This is a genomic window from Rhizobium sp. NZLR8 (assembly GCF_019685025.1).
In the GTDB taxonomy this organism is placed as follows: domain Bacteria; phylum Pseudomonadota; class Alphaproteobacteria; order Rhizobiales; family Rhizobiaceae; genus Rhizobium.
The window spans coordinates 50,327-73,299 of the sequence record NZ_JABDVY010000014.1; the positions used below are offsets into that span (position 1 = coordinate 50,327).

At 62.1% G+C, this 22,973-nt stretch carries 18 protein-coding genes; 8 read left to right on the plus strand and 10 right to left on the minus strand.

The genetic code is table 11. From position 1 onward, the window contains the following. Nucleotides 1–28: 28 nt before the first annotated feature. Entirely contained in the window at nucleotides 29–1,855 is a 1,827-nt protein-coding gene (gene glmS / locus HJB89_RS25630) for a glutamine--fructose-6-phosphate transaminase (isomerizing) (protein WP_207584215.1), read from the plus strand. 134 nt (nucleotides 1,856–1,989) lie between these two features. Further along, the gene (locus HJB89_RS25635; protein WP_221150719.1) at nucleotides 1,990–2,697 is read left to right on the plus strand and encodes a DUF502 domain-containing protein; all 708 of its coding nucleotides are present in this window, start codon (nucleotides 1,990–1,992) and stop codon (nucleotides 2,695–2,697) included. A gap of 80 nt (nucleotides 2,698–2,777) precedes the next feature. Here HJB89_RS25635 and recG read toward each other — a convergent pair whose 3' ends face one another. Continuing rightward, the gene (gene recG / locus HJB89_RS25640; RefSeq protein WP_221150720.1) at nucleotides 2,778–4,895 is read right to left on the minus strand and encodes an ATP-dependent DNA helicase RecG; all 2,118 of its coding nucleotides are present in this window, start codon (nucleotides 4,893–4,895) and stop codon (nucleotides 2,778–2,780) included. A 92-nt stretch (nucleotides 4,896–4,987) separates the two neighbouring features. On the opposite strand from recG, the gene HJB89_RS25645 reads away from it, so the two are divergent. Genes HJB89_RS25645 through HJB89_RS25655 form a run of 3 tightly spaced genes read left to right on the plus strand, consistent with a single transcriptional unit; the run spans nucleotide 4,988 to nucleotide 9,277 of the window. After that, nucleotides 4,988–5,293 (plus strand): succinate dehydrogenase assembly factor 2, encoded by a 306-nt coding sequence (locus HJB89_RS25645; RefSeq protein WP_207584218.1) that lies wholly within the window; start codon nucleotides 4,988–4,990, stop codon nucleotides 5,291–5,293. Next, nucleotides 5,290–8,793, plus strand: coding sequence for a transcription-repair coupling factor (gene mfd, locus HJB89_RS25650; protein ID WP_207584219.1), 3,504 nt, complete (start codon nucleotides 5,290–5,292; stop codon nucleotides 8,791–8,793). The genes HJB89_RS25645 and mfd overlap by 4 nt, the downstream gene beginning before the upstream one ends. Before the next feature lie 16 nt (nucleotides 8,794–8,809). After that, on the plus strand, nucleotides 8,810–9,277 hold the full coding sequence (locus tag HJB89_RS25655; RefSeq protein ID WP_207584220.1) for an OsmC family protein: 468 nt from the start codon (nucleotides 8,810–8,812) through the stop codon (nucleotides 9,275–9,277). 32 nt (nucleotides 9,278–9,309) lie between these two features. On the opposite strand, the gene HJB89_RS25660 is transcribed toward HJB89_RS25655, so the two are convergent. Both HJB89_RS25660 and HJB89_RS25665 read right to left on the minus strand, forming a co-directional pair. Next, on the minus strand, nucleotides 9,310–9,981 hold the full coding sequence (locus HJB89_RS25660; RefSeq protein ID WP_207584221.1) for a DsbA family oxidoreductase: 672 nt from the start codon (nucleotides 9,979–9,981) through the stop codon (nucleotides 9,310–9,312). Between the two features lie 64 nt (nucleotides 9,982–10,045). Continuing rightward, a complete protein-coding gene (locus HJB89_RS25665) occupies nucleotides 10,046–11,848 on the minus strand; it encodes an extracellular solute-binding protein (RefSeq protein WP_207584222.1) in 1,803 nt (600 codons plus the stop codon). Nucleotides 11,849–12,131: 283 nt separating this feature from the next. On the opposite strand from HJB89_RS25665, the gene HJB89_RS25670 reads away from it, so the two are divergent. Beyond that, the gene (locus tag HJB89_RS25670; RefSeq protein WP_207584223.1) at nucleotides 12,132–12,791 is read left to right on the plus strand and encodes an invasion associated locus B family protein; all 660 of its coding nucleotides are present in this window, start codon (nucleotides 12,132–12,134) and stop codon (nucleotides 12,789–12,791) included. Nucleotides 12,792–12,900: 109 nt separating this feature from the next. On the opposite strand, the gene hspQ is transcribed toward HJB89_RS25670, so the two are convergent. The 3 genes from hspQ to HJB89_RS25685 all read right to left on the minus strand — a co-directional run bounded on the left by hspQ (nucleotide 12,901) and on the right by HJB89_RS25685 (nucleotide 15,318). Then, nucleotides 12,901–13,230, minus strand: coding sequence for a heat shock protein HspQ (hspQ, locus tag HJB89_RS25675; RefSeq protein ID WP_207584224.1), 330 nt, complete (start codon nucleotides 13,228–13,230; stop codon nucleotides 12,901–12,903). Between the two features lie 260 nt (nucleotides 13,231–13,490). Then, nucleotides 13,491–14,900: a type I glutamate--ammonia ligase gene (gene glnA / locus HJB89_RS25680; RefSeq protein ID WP_003559365.1), complete on the minus strand. Its 1,410-nt coding sequence runs from the start codon at nucleotides 14,898–14,900 to the stop codon at nucleotides 13,491–13,493. Between the two features lie 79 nt (nucleotides 14,901–14,979). Next, the gene (locus tag HJB89_RS25685) at nucleotides 14,980–15,318 is read right to left on the minus strand and encodes a P-II family nitrogen regulator (RefSeq protein WP_003539626.1); all 339 of its coding nucleotides are present in this window, start codon (nucleotides 15,316–15,318) and stop codon (nucleotides 14,980–14,982) included. 343 nt (nucleotides 15,319–15,661) lie between these two features. Between HJB89_RS25685 and HJB89_RS25690 the strand changes: the two genes are divergently transcribed. Further along, nucleotides 15,662–17,134: an NAD(P)H-hydrate dehydratase gene (locus HJB89_RS25690; RefSeq protein WP_221115969.1), complete on the plus strand. Its 1,473-nt coding sequence runs from the start codon at nucleotides 15,662–15,664 to the stop codon at nucleotides 17,132–17,134. An 86-nt stretch (nucleotides 17,135–17,220) separates the two neighbouring features. Here the strand turns inward: HJB89_RS25690 and HJB89_RS25695 are convergent, their stop codons facing one another. Genes HJB89_RS25695 through uvrA form a run of 3 tightly spaced genes read right to left on the minus strand, consistent with a single transcriptional unit; the run spans nucleotide 17,221 to nucleotide 21,431 of the window. Beyond that, nucleotides 17,221–18,027, minus strand: a complete 807-nt coding sequence (locus HJB89_RS25695; protein ID WP_221132607.1) for a DUF72 domain-containing protein — start codon at nucleotides 18,025–18,027, stop codon at nucleotides 17,221–17,223. A 24-nt stretch (nucleotides 18,028–18,051) separates the two neighbouring features. Continuing rightward, nucleotides 18,052–18,513, minus strand: a complete 462-nt coding sequence (locus HJB89_RS25700; RefSeq protein WP_221150721.1) for a GNAT family N-acetyltransferase — start codon at nucleotides 18,511–18,513, stop codon at nucleotides 18,052–18,054. Continuing rightward, nucleotides 18,510–21,431: an excinuclease ABC subunit UvrA gene (gene uvrA / locus HJB89_RS25705; RefSeq protein ID WP_207584228.1), complete on the minus strand. Its 2,922-nt coding sequence runs from the start codon at nucleotides 21,429–21,431 to the stop codon at nucleotides 18,510–18,512. The genes HJB89_RS25700 and uvrA overlap by 4 nt, the downstream gene beginning before the upstream one ends. A gap of 282 nt (nucleotides 21,432–21,713) precedes the next feature. Here uvrA and HJB89_RS25710 point away from each other — a divergent pair, with 282 nt between their 5' ends. Beyond that, the gene (locus HJB89_RS25710; protein WP_207584229.1) at nucleotides 21,714–22,226 is read left to right on the plus strand and encodes a single-stranded DNA-binding protein; all 513 of its coding nucleotides are present in this window, start codon (nucleotides 21,714–21,716) and stop codon (nucleotides 22,224–22,226) included. 91 nt (nucleotides 22,227–22,317) lie between these two features. Here HJB89_RS25710 and HJB89_RS25715 read toward each other — a convergent pair whose 3' ends face one another. Continuing rightward, complete coding sequence (locus HJB89_RS25715; RefSeq protein WP_207584230.1) at nucleotides 22,318–22,965, minus strand: MarC family protein; 648 nt, start codon at nucleotides 22,963–22,965, stop codon at nucleotides 22,318–22,320. Nucleotides 22,966–22,973 lie beyond the last annotated feature (8 nt).

Below are 22,973 nucleotides of genomic sequence, written 5' to 3' on the forward strand. Positions count from 1 at the left end.
CGTTGTCGAAGCCTTATGGGGATGTTTTATGTGCGGCATTGTCGGGATCGTCGGAACTGCGCCTGTTGCCGGGCGCCTGGTCGATGCGCTGAAGCGTCTCGAATATCGCGGTTATGATTCCGCCGGCGTCGCCACCATCCATGAGGGCGTGATGGATCGCCGCCGCGCCGAAGGCAAGCTGTTCAATCTGGAAAAGCGCCTGGACGCCGAACCGCTGCCCGGTGTGGTCGGTATCGCCCATACGCGCTGGGCGACCCACGGCGTTCCGAACGAGACCAATGCCCATCCGCATTTCGTCGAAGGTGTCGCCGTCGTCCACAACGGCATCATCGAGAACTTCTCCGAGTTGCGCGACGAGTTGACGGCGGAGGGTTCGGTCTTCGAAACCCAGACCGATACCGAGGTCGTCGCTCAGCTGATGGCGAAATACCTGCGCGAAGGCCTGGAGCCGCGCGCCGCAATGTTGCAGATGCTGAACCGGCTGACCGGCGCCTATGCGCTTGCCGTCATGCTCAAGGCCGATCCCGGCACGATCATGGCCGCCCGTTCGGGGCCCCCGCTTGCCGTCGGTTATGGCCGCGGCGAGATGTTCCTCGGGTCGGATGCGATCGCACTGTCGCCCTTCACCAACGAGATCACCTATCTCGTCGACGGCGATTGTGCCGTCCTCACCCGCGACGGTGTCGCCGTCATCGATTTTGCCGGCAAGCCGGTCAAGCGCGCCCGGCAGATCTCGCAGGCGACCGCCTATGTCGTCGACAAGGGCAACCATCGCCATTTCATGGAAAAGGAAATCTACGAGCAGCCGGAGGTGATCTCCCACGCGCTCAGCCATTACGTTGATTTCGCCGAGAACACCATCGGCGCCAACGCCGCCGCGATCGACTTCAAGGCGGCGACCGGCCTGGCGATCTCGGCCTGCGGCACCGCCTATCTCGCCGGCCTCGTCGGCAAATACTGGTTCGAGCGTTATGCCCGTCTGCCGGTCGAGATCGACGTCGCCTCCGAATTCCGCTACCGCGAAATGCCGCTGTCGCCATCGCAGGCCGCTCTCTTCATCTCGCAGTCCGGCGAAACCGCCGATACGCTGGCATCGCTGCGCTATTGCCGCGACAACGGCCTGAAGATCGGCGCCGTCGTCAATGTCCGCGAATCGACGATCGCCCGCGAATCCGATGCCGTCTTCCCGATCATGGCCGGCCCCGAAATCGGCGTCGCCTCGACCAAGGCCTTCACCTGCCAGCTTGCCGTGCTGGCATCGCTGGCGATCGGCGCCGGCAAGGCGCGCGGCACTGTGAGTGCCGATGAGGAGAAGACGCTGGTGCGCCATCTCGCCGAAATGCCGCGCATCATGAGTCGCGTGCTGAACCTCATCCAGCCGCAGATGGAAAGCCTGGCGCGGGAGCTGTCGAAGTGCAAGGACGTGCTCTATCTCGGCCGCGGCACCAGCTTCCCGCTTGCTATGGAAGGTGCGCTGAAGCTCAAGGAAATCTCCTATATCCACGCCGAGGGGTATGCCGCCGGCGAATTGAAGCACGGACCGATCGCGCTGATTGACGAGAACATGCCCGTCATCGTCATCGCCCCCTACGACCGCTTCTTCGAAAAGACCGTCTCGAACATGCAGGAGGTCGCAGCCCGCGGCGGCCGCATCATCTTCATCACCGACGAAGCCGGTGCGGCGGCCTCGAAACTGCCGACCATGGCGACAATCACCCTGCCTGTGGTCGACGAAATCATCGCGCCGATGATCTTCTCGCTGCCGATCCAGCTGCTCGCCTACCACACCGCCGTCTTCATGGGCACCGATGTCGACCAGCCGCGTAATCTGGCGAAATCCGTAACCGTGGAATAAGCCCGCGACAACCCGATCTTCGCGCCGAAACATATTGTGCGACGCCTCGAATTCTGGCAATTTTGGTCTGCGGACAAGGGGGAAGGGCCGGCGTTCCGGCCTGTCCAGGACTGAGATGGAGTTCATCAGTAGAGATGACCGACAACACCCCCAGAATGCCGGTGGCGAGCCGGTTGAGGAACAATTTTCTCGCAGGCCTGATCATCTGCGCGCCGATCGCCATTACCATCTGGCTGACCTGGACCTTCATCCACTGGTCTGACAGCTGGGTCAGGCCCTATATTCCGGCGCGCTGGAATCCGGAAAGCTATCTCAATTTCGCCATTCCCGGTTTCGGCCTGTTGACCGCCATCGTGTTGATCACCGTCGTCGGTTTTCTCGGCAAGAACCTGATCGGCCAGAGCATCGTCCGTTTCGGCGAATCGATCGTCCAGCGCATGCCGCTGGTCCGCACGATCTATAGAAGCGTGAAACAGATTTTCGAAACGGTGCTGAAGGAACAGGCGAATTCCTTCAAGAAGGTCGGCCTCATCGAATATCCAGGCCCCGGCCTCTGGGCGCTGGTCTTCATCGCCACCGACGCCAAGGGCGAGATCGCGTCGAAGTTCAACGCCATGGGCCAGGATATGGTGGCCGTCTTCCTGCCGCCGACCCCGGTGCCGACGGCAGGTTTCCTCGTCTTCGTGCCGCGCGAAAAGATCGTCCTGCTCGACATGAGCCCGGAAGACGCCGCCAAATTCCTGATTTCCGGCGGTCTCGTTGCCCCCGGACACAAGCCGCCCGAGCCGAAGCAGAAACATTTGCCGCGGCCGAAGCCGGTGGCGGTTTCAAAGGCGGATTGAAGCATGTCGCCCAAAAGTGTCAGCGGTTTTGGGATAACGACATGCATGTAACAAAGATTTAAAGCGCGTCGCGGCGCGCTTTATCCCGCTCTCAGAAACCGGATCGCCTCATCGCGGCGGAAGAGATAGAGCAGGGTGCGGATCGCCGTTCCTCTGTCACTGGTCAGCTCCGGATCGCGCTCAATGAGATAGGCCGCATCCTTGCGGGCGATTTCCAAGAGGTCGGCATGCGCCTCGAGGCTGGCGATGCGGAAGCCCGGCGTGCCGGACTGGCGGGTGCCGAGCAATTCGCCTTCGCCGCGCAGCTTCAGGTCCTCTTCGGCGATGCGAAAACCGTCCTCCGTCTCCCGCATGATCGACAGCCTCGCATGGCCGGTCTCGCCGAGCGGTCCCTTGTAGAGCAGGATGCAGGTCGAGGCCTGGTCACCACGCCCGACGCGGCCGCGCAGCTGATGCAATTGCGCCAAGCCGAAGCGTTCGGCATGTTCGATCACCATGATCGTCGCATCCGGCACATCGACACCGACCTCGACGACGGTGGTGGCGACGAGCAGCCGCGTTTCGCCGTTCTTGAACGCCAGCATCGCCGCGTCCTTCTCCGGGCCGTTCATCCGGCCATGGATGAGTCCGATACCCGGGCCGACATTGGGACCGAGCGCGGCGACCAGTGTCGCGTGCCGCTCCTCGGCCGACATCAGGTCGAGCTCTTCGGATTCCTCGACCAGCGGGCAGATCCAGTAGGCCTTCTTGCCCTCGGCGATCGCGCCCTGCAGCCGCCCGACGATTTCGCCGGTCCGCTCCATTGGCACGGTGATCGTCTGGATCGGTTTGCGGCCGGCCGGTTTCTCGGTGAGTTTGGAAACGTCCATATCACCGAAGGCGGCAAGCACCAGCGTGCGCGGGATCGGCGTCGCCGTCATCACCAGCATGTGCGGCGAGATGCCCTTGGCGGTCAGCCTCAGGCGCTGATGCACGCCGAAACGGTGCTGCTCATCGACCACGGCCAGCATCAGCTTGGCGTAGGCGACGCTGTCCTGGAACAGCGCATGCGTCCCAATGATGATCTGTGCTGCGCCCGAGGCGATGCGCTCGAGGATTTCCTCCCGCTCCCGCCCCTTGGTGCGGCCGGTCAGGATCTCGATGCCAAGTCCGGCGGAGGCGGCGAATTTCGAGATCGTCGCATGGTGCTGCCGCGCCAGGATTTCGGTCGGCGCCATCAGCACGGCCTGGCCGCCGCTTTCGATCACCGCCGCCATTGCCATCAGCGCCACCAGCGTCTTGCCGGAGCCGACATCGCCTTGCAGCAGCCGCAGCATGCGCTCGGCTCTGGCCATGTCCTTCAAAACACCGGCGATCGCCTCGTTCTGGCTTGATGTGAGCGAGAAGGGCAGGGACTTCAGAATCTCACCGCTGATGTCTCCCGTCGCATGCACCGGCTGGCCCGCCACCTTGCGCAGCCTCTGTCGCACCAGGCTCAGCGACAGCTGGCCGGCGAGGAATTCGTCATAGGCAAGCCGCCGCCGGGCAGGAGCCTGCGGGTCGATATCGGCAGGATCGTGCGGCTCGTGCAGCATATGGAAGCTGTCGCGGATCGACGGCAGGCCCTCTCTCTGCGTCAAGGCGAGGTCGACCCATTCCGGCAACTCGGGAAAACGCGGCAGGGCGGCGTCGATGATCTTGCGCAGCGTCTTCGGCGAAAGCCCCGCCGTCAGCGGATAGATCGGCTCGACCAGTGGCAGGTTTTCCGCCTCATCGGCCCTGACGATATAGTCGGGATGCACCATCGAGGCGCGGCCGTTGAACCAATCGACCTTGCCGCTGACCGTCACTTCCGCATCGATCGGCAGTTGTTTTTCCAGCCAGGCGGCCTGGCCGCGGAAGAAGACCAGCGTCAGCTCGCCGGTCTCGTCATGCAGGAAGACGCGATAGGGAATATTGCTTTTGCCGCGCGGCGGCACCTGGTGCCGGTCGACACGCGCCGTGATCGTCACGATCGCGCCCTGCGGCGCGCGGGCGATGCCCGGCTGGTTGCGCCGATCGATCAGCGAAAACGGCGCGTGGAAGATCAGATCGATGACCCGGCAATCCTCCGGCGTCTCGCGGCCGAGCAGCTTGACCAGCAGGTCGGCGATCTTCGGGCCGACGCCCGGAAGGCCCGAAATTGGGGAAAACAGAGGATCGAGAATGGCGGGGCGCATGCGGCCAAAATGCGATGAACAATGCGGCCTTGGCAAGGCTGACAAGCCGCTTTCCAGGGTCTATAGAGGCGCATCAACAGGAAGGTAATGCCATGACAGGTGTCACGCTCACCAGTGCCGGTCTCGACCCGCGCCGCCGCCGGATCCTTTTCCGCTGCTGGCACCGCGGCATCCGCGAGATGGACCTGGTCTTCGGCCAGTTCGCCGAAGCCGAGATCGCGACGCTTTCGGAAGCCGAGCTTGACGAGTTCGAGACGATCATGGCGGAAGAGGACAATGACCTTGTTCGCTGGATCATGGGAACATGGCCGGTGCCCGAGCGTTTCCAGACACCGATGTTTACCCGCCTTGCCGCCTACACACCCGATTTCGACAAGCCCCTCAGGACGCCGGAATGATCCCTGGTTTCGATGCGAAGAAGCTTGCGGCCATTGCCGAGCCGCTGACGATCGGCAATGTGCCGTCAGGTCTGGAACCGCTGCTGCTGGCCGAACTCGCCCGAGCGGGAGAGCCGGTCGCTTATGTCATGTCCGACGGCCACCGCATGGCCGATCTCGAGCAGATGCTGGGCTTTGTCGCCCCCGACATTCCTGTTCTCACCCTGCCGGCCTGGGACTGCCTGCCTTATGACCGCGTTTCGCCGAGTGCCGATACCTCGGCCCGCCGGCTTGCAGCACTCGGCGGCCTCATCGCCCACCGCAAGAAGCCGCATGCCGCCATCGTCCTCGTCACCGCCAATGCCATGCTGCAGAAGGTGGCGCCGCAGGATGTCATCGAAAGCCTGACTTTTTCAGCCCGTCCCGGCAACCAGCTGCGCATGGACGATCTTGCCGGCCGCCTGGAGCGCAACGGCTTCGAGCGTGTCGCAACCGTGCGCGAGGTCGGCGAATATGCCGTGCGCGGCGGCATTCTCGACGTCTTCGTGCCGGGTTCGGAAGAGCCGGTCCGCCTCGATTTCTTCGGCGACACGCTGGAATCGATCCGCTGCTTCGATCCGGGAAGCCAGCGCACGACGGGCCAGGTGCGCTCCCTCGATCTCAACCCGATGAGCGAGGTGACACTGACCCCGGATACGATCAGCCGCTTCCGCAAGAATTACCTCTCGGCTTTCGGCGCCACCACGCGCGACGACGCGCTCTATCTCGCCGTCTCCGAGGGTCGGCGTTATCCGGGCATGGAGCATTGGCTGCCGCTCTTCTACGAGAAGCTCGATACCGTCTTCGATTATCTCAGCGGCTTCCGTGTTGTCACCGACCATACGGTGCGTGAGGCAGCCGAGGAGCGCTCCAAGCTGGTCTTCGATTATTACGACGCCCGGCTGAATTCCGGCCAGCCGGCCAAGGGCCAGATGGCGCAGGGCACGCCCTACAAGCCGGTGACGCCGGGCCAGCTCTATCTCGACAGCAAGCTTTTCGCAAAGACCCTCGACGCGCTCGGGGCGATCCGCATCAGCCCCTTCAACGAGCATGAGGGCGAGGCGCGCCGCGTCGTCAATATCGACGCCCGCCAGGGCCAGCGCTGGGCTCGCGCGAATGCCGAAGGCGGCGGCGATGCAGAACGCATCAACATCTTCGACGTCGTCGTCAAACATATCGCCGACCGCCGCGCCGGCGGCGCGAAAGTGCTCGTCACCGCCTGGACCGAAGGTTCGCTGGAGCGCCTGCTGCAGGTGCTGAACGAACACGGCCTGGAAAAGGTCAAGCCGGTCGAGGCGCTGAAGGATCTCGGCTCGTTGGCGAGAGGCGAGGCGGCCGCCGCCGTACTCAGTCTCGAAGCCGGCTTCGAGGCCGGCGACCTCGTCGTCATCGGCGAGCAGGATATCCTCGGCGACCGCATGGTGCGCCGCTCCAAGCGCCGCAAGCGCGCCGCCGATTTCATCTCGGAGGTCGCGGGCCTCGACGAAGGCTCGATCGTCGTTCACGCCGAACATGGCATCGGCCGCTTCATCGGGCTGAGGACCATCGAGGCCGCAGGCGCCCCGCATGCCTGCCTCGAACTGCAATATGCCGACGAGGCCAAGCTTTTCCTGCCGGTCGAAAACATCGATCTTCTCTCGCGCTACGGCGGCGAGGGCACCGAGGCCCAGCTCGACAAGCTCGGCGGCGGCGCCTGGCAGATGCGCAAGGCCAAGCTGAAGAAGCGCCTGCTCGACATGGCCGATGCGCTGATCCGCATCGCCGCCGAGCGCCTGACGCGCCATGCGCCGATGCTGACGACGCCGGAAGGTCTCTACGACGAATTCGCCGCCCGCTTCCCCTATGACGAGACCGAGGACCAGGATGCCGCCATCGAGGCCGTGCGCTCCGATCTCGGCGCCGGCCGGCCGATGGACCGTCTCGTCTGCGGCGACGTCGGCTTCGGCAAGACCGAAGTGGCGCTGCGTGCCGCCTTCGTCGCGGCGATGAACGGCGCCCAAGTCGCCATCGTCGTGCCGACGACATTGCTCTCCCGCCAGCATTTCAAGACCTTTTCCGAGCGGTTCCGCGGCCTGCCGGTGCGCATCCAGCAGGCCTCGCGCCTGGTCGGGGCCAAGGAGCTGGCGCTGACCAAGAAGGAAGTGGCCGAAGGCAAGACCGATATCGTCGTCGGCACCCATGCGCTGCTTGGCGCCGGCATCAAATTCGCCAATCTCGGCCTGCTCGTCATCGATGAGGAGCAGCATTTCGGCGTCAAGCACAAGGAACGGCTGAAGGAGCTGAAGAGCGACGTGCATGTGCTGACGCTGTCGGCGACGCCGATCCCGCGCACGCTGCAGCTTGCGATGACCGGCGTGCGCGAACTGTCGCTGATCACCACGCCGCCGGTCGACCGCATGGCGGTGCGCACCTTCATCTCGCCCTTCGACAGTCTGATCATCCGCGAGACGCTGATGCGCGAGCATTATCGCGGCGGCCAGAGCTTCTATGTCTGCCCTAGGCTTGCCGACCTCGAGGACATACATGCCTTCCTGCAGTCGGATTTGCCGGAGCTGAAGGTCGCCGTCGCCCATGGCCAGATGCCGGCCGGCGAACTCGAAGACATCATGAATGCCTTTTATGAGGGCCGTTACGATGTGCTGCTGTCGACCACCATCGTCGAATCCGGCCTCGATGTGCCCACAGCCAACACGCTAATCGTCCACCGCGCCGACATGTTCGGCCTTGCCCAGCTCTATCAGCTGCGCGGCCGCGTCGGCCGCTCGAAGGTGCGCGCCTTCGCGCTCTTCACCCTGCCTGTGAATAAGGTGCTGACGGCCACCGCCGAACGCCGGCTCAAGGTGCTGCAGTCGCTGGATACGCTCGGCGCGGGCTTCCAGCTGGCCAGCCACGATCTCGATATCCGCGGCGCCGGCAACCTGCTCGGCGAAGAGCAGTCCGGCCACATCAAGGAGGTCGGCTTCGAGCTCTATCAGCAGATGCTGGAAGAGGCGGTCGCCGAGGTCAAGGGTATCGACGAGATCCACGACACCGGCTGGTCGCCGCAAATATCGGTCGGCACGACGGTGATGATCCCGGAGGGCTACGTGCCCGACCTGCATCTGCGCATGGCGCTCTACCGCCGTCTCGGCGAAATCACCGAACTCAAGGAGATCGACGGCTTCGGCGCCGAGATGATTGACCGTTTCGGGCCGATGCCGATCGAGGTCCAGCATCTCCTGAAGATCGTCTACATCAAGTCGCTCTGCCGCACCGCCAATGTCGAAAAGCTCGATGCCGGCCCGAAGGGCGTCGTCGTGCAGTTCCGCAACAAGGAATTCCCCAACCCGGCAAACCTCGTCGGCTACATCGGCAAGCAGGGCGCGATGGCGAAAATCCGCCCCGACCACAGCGTTTTCCTGACCCGCGACCTGCCGACGCCGGAAAAGCGCCTGCAGGGCGCTGCCGTTATCATGACGCAACTGGCCGAGATGGCGAAATAAACGGAAGGACTTGAGGATGGCGACATACGGCGCAAGGATCGCTTGGGACCGGAACGGCGAGACATTCACCGACAACCGCTACAGCCGTGCCCACCGCTGGAGCTTCGACGGCGGCATCGAGGTCAGGGCGTCCTCCTCGGCGCATGTCGTTCCGCTGCCCTATTCGGTCGAAGACGCCGTCGATCCGGAAGAGGCTTTCGTCGCCTCGCTCTCCAGCTGCCACATGCTCTGGTTCCTGTCGATTGCCGCCAAACAGCGGTTCTGCGTCGACAGCTACACCGATGCCGCCGAGGGCATCATGGAGAAGAACGCCGAAGGCCGCCTCGCCATGACCGTCGTGACGCTCCGTCCGCATGTCGTCTTCAGGGGCGACAAACAGCCTTCCCTGAGTGAGCTCGAAAGCCTGCACCATCGCGCCCATGACGACTGCTTCATCGCCAATTCGGTGAAGACCGAGGTGCGCTGCGTTCCAGTTCTGGGCTGACGCTGAAATCGTTGCCGGCCCTTTGCCGTCTGCTAGTTGAGCCCGGATCGCGCCTCGGCCTTCGCTTTGGCGATATCGCGCAACGCGTTTACTAGCACGTCGGGCGTCTGGGCGCCGCTGACGGCATATTGCTGGTCGAAGATGAAGAACGGCACGCCGTTGACGCCCATCTCCTGGGCCGCCGTGATCTCGGCAACGATCAGATCGCGATCGGCATCGGAGGCGAGCAGCGAGGCGGTGGCCGGGCGGTCGAGGCCGGCCTTCTCGGCGATATCGAGCAGCACCGCATGGTCGCCGACATTGCGGCCTTCCTCGAAATTCGCCGTGAACAGGGCGGCAACCACTTTGTCCTGCTTCTCGCGGCCTTCGATCATCGCCCAGTGGATCAGCCGATGTGCATCGAGCGTATTCGGGCCGATCCTGATCGCCTCGAAATCGAAGGCGATGCCGACCTCGCGGCCCAAATCGGTGAGCATCTTGTGGGCCTGCGCCACGCGTTCCTCGCCGCCAAGTTTCTCCGCCAGCGCCTTCTTCTGGTCGACTCCCTCCTTGGGGTACTCGGGATTGAGCCGGTACGGCCGCCAGTTGATGTCGACGCCGATTTGGTCCTGCACCTCGGCAATGGCAAGCTCCAGCCGCGCCTTGCCGAGATAGCACCAGGGGCAGACGACATCCGAGACGACGTCGATGGCGATACGCTCCATGATGATTTTCCTTATTCTCTGCGTCTCAGAACGGAGACATTCAGCCGGCCCGATTCGGCTCTTCTTACTGCACGCTCGTATCCCACCATACCGGCAGCTGATAGCCATTGAGCGGCACGCTCTCGGGATGGCCGATGCGCTTGCTGCGTGCCAGCCATTGCTGGTCTATATGGTAGAGCGGCAGCACGTAATGGCCGGAAAGCAGCAGCCGGTCATAGGAGCGCACCGCCGCGGTGAAATCCTCGGCGGAGCGCGCCCTGAGCAGATGGTCGATCAGCGTGTCGATATCGGGATCGGCGACACCGGCGAAACTGTCGGTGCCTTCGCGGGTCTTGGCGGCGGAAGACCAACGGCCGAGCTGTTCGTTTCCAGGCGATAGCGACGAAGTGTAGGACTTCATGATCATGTCGTAGTCGAAGCTGTTCGTCCGGCTCTGATACTGCGAATCGTCGACGGTGCGGATCGAAGCGGCAATGCCGATCGTCTGCAGCGATCGCTGATAGGCGACGGCGAGCTTCTCCTGGTCGGCATTTTGCGTCATGATTTCAAAGGCGAGCTGGCGGCCGGAGGCATCCACCATCTTGCCGCCCTGGATCGCATAGCCGCCCTCTTTCAACAATCCAACAGCCTGTTTCAGCACATTGCGGTCGCGGCCGGAGCCATCGGTGACCGGCAGCTTGTAGGTGCCGTCGAGAATGTCGGGCGCGATTTTGCTTTTGATCGGCCCGAGCAGGGCAAGCTCGGCGGCATTGACGGGTACGCCGAAGCTCGACAGCTCGGAATTCTGCCAGAAGCTCTGGGTGCGCTTGTAGGCGCCGGAATAAAGGTTCTTGTTCGCCCATTCGAAATCGAACACCAGCGACAGGCCTTCCCGCACCTTGAGATCGGCAAAGATCGACCGGCGCGTGTTGAACACGAAGCCGAGCATGCCGCTCGGCAGTTTCGGCGTGAACGTGTCCTTGAGGACAGAGCCCGAGGTGGCCGCGGGGAAATCATAGGCATTGGTCCAATGGCCGGGATTGCCGTCGGGATAGACGTCGACATCGCCCTTCTTGAAGGCCTCGAATAGCGTCGTATCCTGCAGGAAATACTGGACGGTGATCGTGTCGTAATTGTCGGTGCCGACCTTGGCGGGAATGTCCTTGCCCCAGTAATTCGGATCACGCTCATAGGTGATGCTCTCGCCGGGCTTCACCGTTTTCACCTTGTAGGGACCGGAGCCGATCGGCGGCGTCAGCGACGAACGGTCGAAGGTTTCCGGATCGATCGCATGTTTCGGCAGAACCGGGAAAAGGCCGAAGATCAAAGGCGTCTCTCGGTCGGCCTTGTCGTTGAAGGTGAAGCGCACGCTGTGTTCGCCGACCTTCTCCATCTTGGCGACGACGTTGAGGCGGTTGGCGAAGGGCACGCGGCCCTTGTCGCGCATCAGTTCGAAGGTGAACATCACGTCCTCAGGCGTCACCGGCTGGCCATCGGCCCATTTCGCCTTCGGATTGAGGTTGAACTGGATGAAGCTCCTGTCGTCGTCCCATTCGACCGTCTCGGCCAGCAGGCCGTAGAGCGTGAACGGCTCGTCCCTGGAGCGCTGCATCAGCGATTCGTAGACGAGATTGCCATATTCCGGATCCCACATTCCGCGCGCCGTCGTGCGCATGCTCTTCAGGATAAACGGGTTGAGGCTGTCGAAGGTGCCGACGACGCCGTAGGTGATCTTGCCGCCCTTTTTCACATCAGGATTAACGTAAGGGAAGTGTTTGTAATCCGCCGGCAAAGCCGGCTCGCCGTGCATCGCGATGCCATGCAGCGGCTCGGCGGCGACAGCGCCGCACAGCAGCGACAGGACGAGGGGGACGACGATCCGGAGCATTCGGCAATCCTTGAGACCACGAAAACGGGCATGATTCACCGCGGAGATTATCATGGGGTCGAGCGATTCCAACACGGAGCGCCGATTTCTTTGGCATCGCGACGAAATGCTCCTCAAATTGCCAAAGAAATGCTGGATATCTTGAACGCCGCGATGTAACAGGTGAACCCGAAGTTTCGGGGTCATGCATTTGCCTTATTTTTTTAAGAGGTGAGTGCCGAACGACCCGAGGTTGGGGCGGCAAGTCGCTGTCCTGAACGGATATCAGGAGACGGAATTCGTTATGATGTTCAAGTCTGAAAAGAAAATGCGGGCAGCGCTGTCCGTTCTGGCAGTGATGTTCGGCGCCGCTTCGGCTCCGGTCTCCTCCTTCGCCCAGGAAGCCGCGGCTCCTGCCGATGGCCAGGCGCAGGCCGCCGGCGCGCCGAAGCTCGGCTGGTACAAGACCTGCAGCAAGCAGGAAGACAACGACATCTGTGTTGTCCAGAACCTGATTCTCGCCAATGGCGGCCAACTCGTCACGGCCGTCGGCCTGATCTCGGTTTCCGGCAAGATCAACCGCAAGCTCCTGCAGGTCTCGGTTCCCACGGCACGCCTGATCCCCCCGGGCGTCATCATGCAGATCGACGGCGGCAAGGGCCAGAAGCTCGACTACGCCGTCTGCCTGCCGGACAAGTGCACGGCCGAAGTTCCGCTGACCGACGCGATGATCGCCAGCCTGAAGAAGGGCAGCGACGTGATCTTCACCTCGATCAACTTCCGTCGCGCCCCGAACCCGATCAAGATCTCGCTCGAAGGTTTCACCGGCGCTTATGACGGCGAACCGGTTTCCGAAAACAAGCTCGCCGCAAGTCAGCGCAGTTTGCAGGAAGGCATGCAGAAGAAGGCCGAAGAAGCCCGCAAGAAGCTGGAAGACGCCCAGAAGGCAGCCAAGGCGCAGTAATCCTGCCGCCATACTGAATAGAAACCCGGCTTCAAGCCGGGTTTTTTGTGCGCAAGGAAAAGGCCTCGTCGGGAACGAGGCCTTGAATGATGCTGCGGTCAGACCGAGTTTAGTGGGCGAAGCTCATCTTGGGTTTGAACTGCCCTGACGGGGCCTGATCGAAAATCTGGTAGATCTGCGGGTTGCGAAGCGGCGTGCCGCTTTCATCGTTCATCAGATTCTGCTCGGAGACATAAGCGACATATTCGCTTTCTTCATTTTCCGCGAGCAGGTGATAGAAGGGCTGGTCCCTGCTTGGGCGCACCTCGGCCGGAATGGAATTCCACCATTCCTCCGTATTCGCGAACTCCGGATCAACGTCGAAGATGACGCCGCGAAACGGGAAAACCTTGTGCCGGACCACTTCGCCGATACTGAACTTTGCTACTCTTTCTTTCATGGTACGACTTCCTTTCATCACCAAATTTGGTGATTGGTGCCGCGCAAATCAAGATTTTTGCGCAAGCTCGTCACATGAACGTCATATCCTCCTCCTGCATAATTCCTTAGATCGGCATCGATTTAAGGATGAAATTATGCAGCATTTCAAAGTGTTACAGCGTCTTTGTGCGTCTGAAAAGACGCGCGGCGCTGTGATGGCGTCCATGACCCTGGGAGGTGAAAGCCCCGGCGAACCGGGACTTTCCGTGTTCAGGCCAATCAGGCCGAATAGTACATGTCGTATTCGACAGGATGCGGCGTCATTTCGAAACGCATCACCTCAGCCATCTTCAGCTCGATGAAGGCATCGATCTGGTCGTCGTCGAACACGCCGCCGGCCGTCAGGAACTTGCGGTCCTTGTCGAGGCTTTCGAGTGCTTCGCGCAACGAGCCGCAGACGGTCGGGATCTTCTTCAATTCCTTCGGCGGCAGGTCGTAGAGATCCTTGTCCATGGCCTTGCCGGGATGGATCTTGTTCTTGATGCCGTCGAGGCCGGCCATCAGCATGGCGGCAAAGGCGAGATAGGGGTTGGCGGTCGGATCCGGGAAACGGACTTCGACGCGCTTTGCTTTCGGGTTGGTGCCGAACGGAATGCGGCAGGACGCCGAGCGGTTGCGAGCGGAGTATGCCAGCAGAACCGGTGCTTCGTAGCCCGGGACGAGACGCTTGTAGGAGTTCGTTGACGGATTGGTGAAGGCGTTGATCGCCTTGGCATGCTTGATGATGCCGCCGATGTAGTAGAGGCAGCTCTCGGAAAGACCGGCATATTCATCGCCTGCAAAGGTCGGCTTGCCGCCCTTCCAGATCGACTGGTGCACGTGCATGCCCGAGCCGTTGTCGCCGAAGATCGGCTTCGGCATGAAGGTTGCCGTCTTGCCATAGGCATTCGCCACCTGATGCACGACGTATTTGTAGATCTGCATCTTGTCGGCGTTGCGCACCAGCGTATCGAACTTGATGCCGAGTTCGTGCTGGGCGGCGGCGACTTCATGGTGATGCTTTTCGACGACGACGCCCATCTCGGAGAGAACCGTCAGCATTTCCGAACGCATGTCCTGGGCGCTGTCGACCGGCGGAACCGGGAAATAGCCGCCCTTGACGCGCGGGCGATGGCCGAGGTTGCCGGTTTCGTAGTCGGTGTCGTCGTTCGACGGCAGTTCGGTCGAATCGAGCTTGAAGCCGGTGTTGTAAGGATCGGCCTTGTACTTGACGTCGTCGAAGACGAAGAATTCCGCTTCCGGGCCGACGAAGATCGTGTCGCCGATGCCGGATGCCTTGAGATAGGCTTCGGCCTTCTTGGCAGTGCCGCGCGGATCGCGGTTATAGGCCTCGCCGGAAACCGGATCGAGAATATCGCAGACGATGACCATGGTCGACTGTGCGAAGAACGGGTCCATATGCACCGTCTCGGTATCGGGCATCAGCACCATGTCGGACTCGTTGATGGCCTTCCAGCCGCCGATCGAGGAGCCATCGAACATCACGCCGTCAGCGAACATGTCCTCGTCGACGCAGACAACGTCCATCGTCACATGCTGTAGCTTGCCCTTCGGGTCGGTGAAGCGCAGATCGACGAACTTCACGTCGTTCTCCTTGATCTGCTTCAGAATTTCGCTTGCGGTCGCCATTAAATACCTTCCTCCGATTTGCGATGACAATACATGGCTGCGCTGACCGTATCGAACTTTGCGCGCCAGGCAAAGTGGGTCAGATGGCGTCGATGCCGGTCTCGCCGGTACGAATGCGGATGACCTCTTCGACGTTGGAGACGAAGATTTTTCCGTCGCCGATGCGGCCGGTCTGCGCCGCCTTGCGGATCGCGTCGATGACCGCCTCCGCGTTCTCGTCGGCCAGCACGACCTCGACTTTTACCTTCGGCAGAAAATCGACGACGTATTCGGCTCCGCGGTAAAGTTCCGTGTGACCCTTCTGACGGCCGAAACCCTTGGCTTCTGTGACCGTGATACCTTGCAGGCCGACTTCCTGAAGGGCTTCCTTCACTTCGTCCAGCTTGAAAGGCTTAATGATCGCTTCGATCTTTTTCATGAGAAAATGTCTCTCCGCTTCTCCCGTTATGGCAGGAATTTTCCCGCTCGCCGGATATGATGCAGATATCGTGCCAGTTTGAAATCCATCTTCTTAAAAAAATACGAGGATTTTGCCGAAACCGCCGCATTTGTGGGGATTTTGATGACGGTTTGGCGGCAAACCAGCGGGAAAACTCGGTCCTTCGATCAAAATCATATCGAAAATCGAAAAAGACATGAGTTTAAGGAGTCGCGCAACTATGTCTTAGTGGGGTGAAAATATAGGCAATTGCACAAAATAGGCTCTTTTCTTTGGTGTTTCAGGCGGTTGTTTTTTAGGCGTTTTTTGATTGAATAGGCCGATGAGCCATGAACTGTCCGATCTTCTTCTCACGCCTGCCGAGATGGCCGCGGTTGACGCTGCCGCTGCCGCATCCGGCATCGATTCCTTCGCTTTGATGGAAAGGGCAGGGGCGGCGGTCGCGGCGGCTGCCTTGCGCCTTCATCCCGGAGCTTTGCGCTTCGTCGTGCTTTGCGGGCCCGGTAACAATGGCGGCGACGCCTACGTCGCGGCAAGACATCTGCGGGAGAGCGGGGCGACGGTGGCGCTCTTCCATCTCAGCGACCCCGCCAGGCTAAAGGGCGATGCGGCTCGCGCGAGAGCCGGATGCGCGATCCAGGGGGAACAGCTCCACCTCTATAATCCCGAAACCGGCGACGTCGTCATCGATGGCCTGTTCGGTGCAGGGCTCGGCCGTGAAGTGCCGGCCGATGTCCGCACGGTCATAGAGTGCGTCGCCGAGGCAGGTCTTCCCGTGCTTGCCATCGATCTGCCCTCCGGACTGGATGGCCGCACCGGCAGGGTGTTGGGGGCCGCCTTCCGGGCCTGCAACACCATCACCTTCATGACGCGCAAACCCGGCCATCTCCTGATGCCGGGCAGGGAGCTTTGCGGCGAGTTGGAGGTTTTCGATATCGGCATTCCCGCCCGCATCGTCAGGGCTGCGGCGGGCGGCGTCATCGCCGAGAACAGGCCGGATGCCTGGAAGGGTGTGCTGCCGGCCGAGCAGTTGGAAACCCACAAATACAAGCGCGGTCATCTGGTCGTCTTCTCAGGCGAGGCCGACAAGACGGGGGCCGCGCGCATGTCGGCGATCTCCGGCCTGAAGGCCGGCGCTGGCCTGGTGACGATCGCAGCCCCGCGCGCGGCGATGGCCGCCAATGCTGCGCATCTCACCGCCGTCATGCTGCACGCAATCGACGACGCGGCCGACCTCGACGATTGGCTCGCCGACAAGCGGTTGCAAAGCTTCGTTCTAGGCCCCGGCTTCGGCATCGGCGTCAGAGCGCGCGGCTTTGTCTCGGCCCTTGCCGAGCGCCATCTCGTGCTCGACGCCGACGGCATCTCCTCGTTCAAGGAAGACCCACAGCAGCTGTTTGATCTTTTCCGGGGTGAGCCGCGCTTGGTGCTGACGCCGCACGAGGGCGAGTTCGCCCGGCTCTTTCCCGATATTGCCGGCGACGATGGGCTCGGGAAGGTTGATAAATCAGTGGCCGCTGCCCGCCTCGCCAATGCCGCGATCGTCTACAAAGGCGCCGATACCGTCATTGCCGCGCCGGACGGACGTGCGCTCATCAATACCAACGCGCCGGTCTGGCTTGCCACCGCCGGTTCCGGCGACGTGCTCGCCGGCATCATCGGCGGATTGCTCGCCCAGGGCCTGCCGGCCTTCGAGGCCGCGGCCGCCGGCGTCTGGCTGCACGGAGAGGCCGGCCAACGCGCCGGCAAGGGCCTGACGGCGGAGGAGCTCGCGACCCACGTCTCGCCGCTTTAACCCGCTCGATGCTTCAGCTTCGAGCCGCCGATGCTTCAGCTTCGAGCCGCCGATGCTTATGTCTTTAGCGCAAATCTCAGCCCGGCCTATTTTGCCAGCGCCTGCTGCAGGGCGATTGCCCCATGCGGCGCATTGACCTTGCCCTCGTGGATCATGAAGGCGAAGACGTCGCGTGGCTCGGCCTTCACCTTGCGATCCCCATCGATCAGCGGCAGATCGTCCGGGACCTTGCCCTCCGCCCAGGTCTCCAGTCGGCTTGCCCAGGCCTTCAGGTCCTTATCAGGATAGCAGGTCGGGATATCGTCCGATCCCTTTTGCAGCCTGGCATAGACGAAGTCGGCCGTGACATCGGCGATCATCGGATATTCGAAATGTTCGGCGCAGACCGGCGCCACGCCGTATTTCGCCAGCAGCGCCACGAATTCCGGCACTTTGAAGGAATCGTGCCGCACCTCGACCACGTGGCGGAGCGCCAGCCCGTCCTGCTTTGCCGGCAGCTGCTTCAGGAAGGCCTCGAAATCTTCCGGATCGAACTTCTTCGTCGGTGCGAACTGCCAGAGCAGCGGCCCGAGATGATCGCCGAGTTCGCTGATGCCCGAGGACAGGAAGCGTTCCATCGATTCACCGGCTTCGGCAAGCACCCGCCGGTTGGTGACGAAACGCGTCGCCTTTAGCGAGAAGATGAAACCGTCGGGTACGTCGGCCGCCCATTTGGCGAAAACCGCCGGCTTCTGCGTGCTGTAATAGGTACCGTTAACCTCGATAACCTTCAGCTGGCGGCTGGCATAATTCAGCTCGTCCTTCTGTTTCAGGTCATCGGGAAAGAAATGCCCGCGCCAGGGCTCGAAGGTCCAGCCGCCGATGCCGGTGCGGATAGTGCCGGATTTGGTCATGTCGTCCTCCCTGTTTGCAGCCGTTCAGGCCGCATCGATCTGTTTCGCCATGTCGACGAGCGTCCATCCTGGCCGATATGGGTTCGGCCGGCGACCCGTTTCGTGAAATCCGACGGCGCGATAAAGGGCGATGTTCCGCTCCATCAGCGCATTGGTGTAGAGCCGGATTTCCGGCTTTGCCCACTCGCGCGCCTTGCCCTCCAGCCACCTGAGCATCGCCAGACCATGTCCGGCCCCCTGAAAGGCCGGCGAGACCGCGATGCTGAACAGCATGAGGTGATCGGAATGCCGCTCGACAACCATCAGCCCCGCGGTTTCGCCGCCGACCTCGCGGAGCCAGACCTCGCCGCGTTCGATGCGAGGCGCGTAATCCTCCGTCATCAGGATCGGCGGAGCGCCGAACAGTTCGGTATAGGGCCGATAGGCGGCTGCTGTCAGCGTCGTGATCCTTTCCAGATCTTCGGGCGACGCCGGCCGCATCGTCATTCCGCCGCAGCCGCCCTCTTCGCCGGCCGCCGTTCCAGCAATTCCTTGAGGAAGTGCCCGGTATAGGAGCGCTTCTCCTTGACGATCGCCTCGGGCGTGCCGAAAGCCACAATCTCGCCGCCGCCATCACCGCCTTCGGGACCGAAATCGAGCACCCAGTCGGCCGTCTTGATGACTTCGAGATTGTGCTCGATCACCACCACGGAATTGCCCTGGTTGACCAGTTCGTGCAGCATTTCAAGCAGCTTGGCGACGTCGTGGAAATGCAGGCCGGTCGTCGGTTCGTCGAGAATGTAGAGCGTGCGCCCCGTCGAGCGTTTCGACAGCTCCTTGGCCAGCTTGACGCGCTGTGCCTCGCCGCCCGACAGCGTATTGGCCTGCTGGCCGACCTTGATGTAACCGAGGCCGACATCCTTCAGCGACTGCAGCTTGTCGCGCACGGCCGGCACCGCCGCGAAGAAGTCGACGCCTTCCTCCACCGTCATGTCGAGCACGTCGGCGATCGACTTCTGCTTGAAGGTGACATCGAGTGTCTCGCGATTGTAGCGCTTGCCGTGGCAGACGTCGCAGGTGACGTAGACATCGGGCAGGAAGTGCATCTCGATCTTGATGACGCCGTCGCCCTGGCAGGCCTCGCAACGCCCGCCCTTGACGTTGAAGGAGAAACGCCCCGGCTGGTAGCCGCGCGCTTTTGCCTCCGGCAGGCCGGCGAACCAATCGCGGATCGGCGTGAACGCGCCGGTATAGGTCGCCGGGTTCGAGCGCGGCGTGCGGCCGATCGGCGACTGGTCGATGTCGATCACCTTGTCGATATGCTCGAAGCCGTCAATGCGGTCGTGATCGGCCGGGTTTTCGCGCGCGCCCATGACGCGGCGCGCTGCCGATTTATACAGCGTCTCGATCAGGAAGGTGGATTTGCCGCCGCCGGAAACGCCGGTCACCGCCGTGAACACCCCGAGCGGGATTGCCGCCGTGACGTTCTTCAGATTGTTGCCGCGGGCGCCGACCACCTTGATCTCGCGGCCCTTCTTCTGTCTGCGGCGCTCGTTGGGAACGGGAACGCCGAGTTCGCCCGAGAGATATTTTCCGGTCAGCGACTTCGGATTGTCCATGATATCCTGCGGCGTGCCGTGGGCGATGACCTCGCCGCCATGAATGCCGGCGGCCGGGCCGATATCGACCACGTCGTCGGCCGTCATGATCGCATCCTCGTCATGTTCGACGACGATGACGGTGTTGCCGATGTCGCGCAGGTGCTTCAGCGTGTCGAGCAGCCGGGCATTGTCGCGCTGATGCAGGCCGATCGAAGGCTCGTCGAGCACATAGAGCACGCCGGTCAGCCCCGAGCCGATCTGCGAGGCCAGCCGGATGCGCTGGCTTTCGCCGCCCGACAGCGTGCCGGAATTGCGCGACAGGCTGAGATATTCCAGGCCGACATCGTTGAGGAAACGCAGCCGGTCGCGGATTTCCTTGAGGATGCGCACGGCAATCTCGTTCTGCTTGGCGTTGAAGCTGGCCGGCAGCGTCTCGAACCAGTCGCGGGCGACGCGGATCGACATGGCAGTCACTTCGCCGATATGCAGCGTGGCGATCTTCACCGCGAGCGCTTCCGGCTTCAGGCGGAAGCCGTTGCAGGAAGGGCAGGGTGCTGCCGACATGAAGCGCTCGATGTCCTCACGCGCCCAGGCGGAATCGGTCTCCTTCCAGCGCCGCTCGAGATTGGTGATGATGCCCTCGAAATTCTTCTGCGTCGTATAGGAGCGGGCGCCGTCGGCATAATGGAATTCGATCTTGTCGTCGGTGCCGTTGAGAATGACGTCCTTGGCCTCGTCGGAAAGATCGTTCCAGCGGGTGCCGAGCTTGAAGCCGTAATGTTTGCCCAGCGCTTCCAGCGTCTGATTGTAATAGGGCGAGGTCGACTTGGCCCAGGGCGCGATCGCCCCGTCGCGCAGCGTCCGTTCCGGCTCGGGCACGATCAGGTCGCGATCGATCTTCTGCTGGGCGCCGAGGCCGTCGCAGGTCGGGCAGGCGCCGAAGGGATTGTTGAAGGAGAACAGTCGCGGCTCGATCTCCGGAATGGTGAAGCCGGAAACCGGGCAGGCGAATTTTTCCGAAAACAGCACGCGCTCATGCGTCTCGTTGAGCGACTTGTTGGCCGAACCGCCGGCCGAGGTCTCTTCCAGCGGCAGCGGCTTGTCGGCGAATTCGGCGACCGCCAGCCCGTCGGCGAGCTTCAGGCAGGTTTCCAGGCTGTCGGCTAGGCGGGCCGAGACATCCGAGCGCACGACGATGCGGTCGACCACCACGTCGATGTCGTGCTTGTATTTCTTGTCGAGCACCGGCGCCTCGGCAATCTCGTAGAACTGGCCGTCGACCTTGACGCGCTGGAAGCCCTTCTTCATCAGCTCCGCCAGTTCCTTCTTGTATTCGCCCTTGCGCCCGCGCACGAGCGGCGCGAGAATATAAAGACGGGTGCCTTCGCCGAAATCGAGCACGCGGTCGACCATCTGGCTGACGGTCTGGCTTTCGATCGGCAGGCCGGTCGCCGGTGAATAGGGCACGCCGACGCGGGCAAAGAGCAACCGCATATAGTCGTAGATCTCGGTCACGGTGCCGACCGTCGAGCGCGGGTTGCGCGAGGTGGTTTTCTGCTCGATCGAGATCGCCGGCGACAGTCCGTCGATCTGGTCGACGTCGGGCTTCTGCATCATCTCGAGAAACTGCCGGGCATAGGCCGAGAGGCTCTCGACATAGCGCCGCTGGCCCTCGGCATAGATCGTGTCGAAGGCAAGCGAGGATTTGCCGGAGCCCGAAAGCCCGGTCATGACGATCAGCTTATTGCGCGGCAGATCGAGATCGATGCCTTTGAGATTATGCTCGCGCGCGCCGCGGATGGAGATCGTCTTCAGTTCGCTCATCGTCTCAGCTTGGTCCTTTGGGATAACAGCCCTTATTTAGTGATGCCGAACGGCGAGTCGAGGCTGAATGTCCGCAACACTGAAGGTTTTCGATTCTGTTGACAGGATCATACGGATAAACTAGAACAAAGAAAGAACAAAAATCCTGATGGATGCATGCGGTGTTCTGACGGAGAAATATGTGGATTAAGTGCCGCCCATGCGCATCGGCGGTCGTTGATGGTTTAAGGTGCGCCGATCGATTGAAACGCCGCCGGGCAGGGCGGCAGGTAGGGTGAGAGCATGGCTGGTAGCGTAAACAAGGTAATTCTGATCGGAAATGTCGGTGCGGACCCGGAAATCCGCCGCACCCAGGATGGCCGGCCGATCGCCAATCTTCGTATTGCGACCTCGGAGACCTGGCGCGACCGCAATTCCGGCGAGCGTCGTGAAAAGACCGAATGGCACACTGTCGTCGTCTTTAACGAGGGCCTGTGCAAGGTCGTCGAGCAATATGTGAAGAAGGGCGCCAAGCTCTATATCGAAGGCCAGTTGCAGACCCGTAAGTGGCAGGACCAGCAGGGACAGGACCGCTACTCGACGGAAGTGGTGCTGCAGGGCTTCGGTTCGACGCTGACCATGCTCGACGGCCGCGGTGAAGGCGGCGGTGCAAGCTCCGGTGGCGGCCGTGGCGGCAGCAGCAGCAATGATTATGGCGACGACTACGGCGCCCCGGCTCCCTCATCATCGCCAAGCCGCGGCGGTGGCGGCGGTGGCAACTTCTCGCGGGATCTCGACGACGACATCCCGTTCTGATCGGCCGTTCGTGGTTTATGATTTATCCGAGAGCATGACGTCTTTAACGGCGTCATGCTCTTTTTCTTTGATCTCGCGGCGGATGCCGTTTTCAGTGCGGCGTTGCGCTGATCAGATTGAACGCCGATTTCGCCCCGTCGACGACGAACTGTGCGGCAAGGGCCGCGAGGATAACGCCGAGAAGCCGCGTCAGAATTGCCCGGCCGGTGACGCCGAGGAAACGGTCCAGCCGTTCGGCGATCAGCAGCATTAGGAAGGTCAGCAGCAGATTGGCGGCAATGACGCCGATCAGTTGGGCTTTCCCGATGGAGGTGGCGAGCGTGCCGGCAAGCAGGATCGTCGCCGAGATGGCGCCCGGGCCGGCAATCAGCGGCAAGGCTAGCGGGAAGACGGCGATATTCTCGATGTGATCCTTGGTGATGGCCGCTTCGGTGGCCTTCTCCTTGCGTTCCTGGCGTCTTTCGAAGACCATCTCGAAGGCGATCCAGAACAGCAGCAGACCGCCGGCGATGCGGAAGGCGCCGATCGAAATCCCGAGCACGCCGAGTACGCCGGCCCCAAACAGCGCGAAGACGGCGAGGATGATGAAGGCGATAACCGAGCCGCGCAGCGCCACCTGCGTGCGCTGGGCGCGGCTCATGCCCATCGTCAGCCCCAGGAAGATCGGTGCGAGCCCCGGCGGATCGATGGTGACCAGCAGCGTCGTGAAGGCGTTGATCAATTGGTCGGCGCTTGCCATCGTCTCTC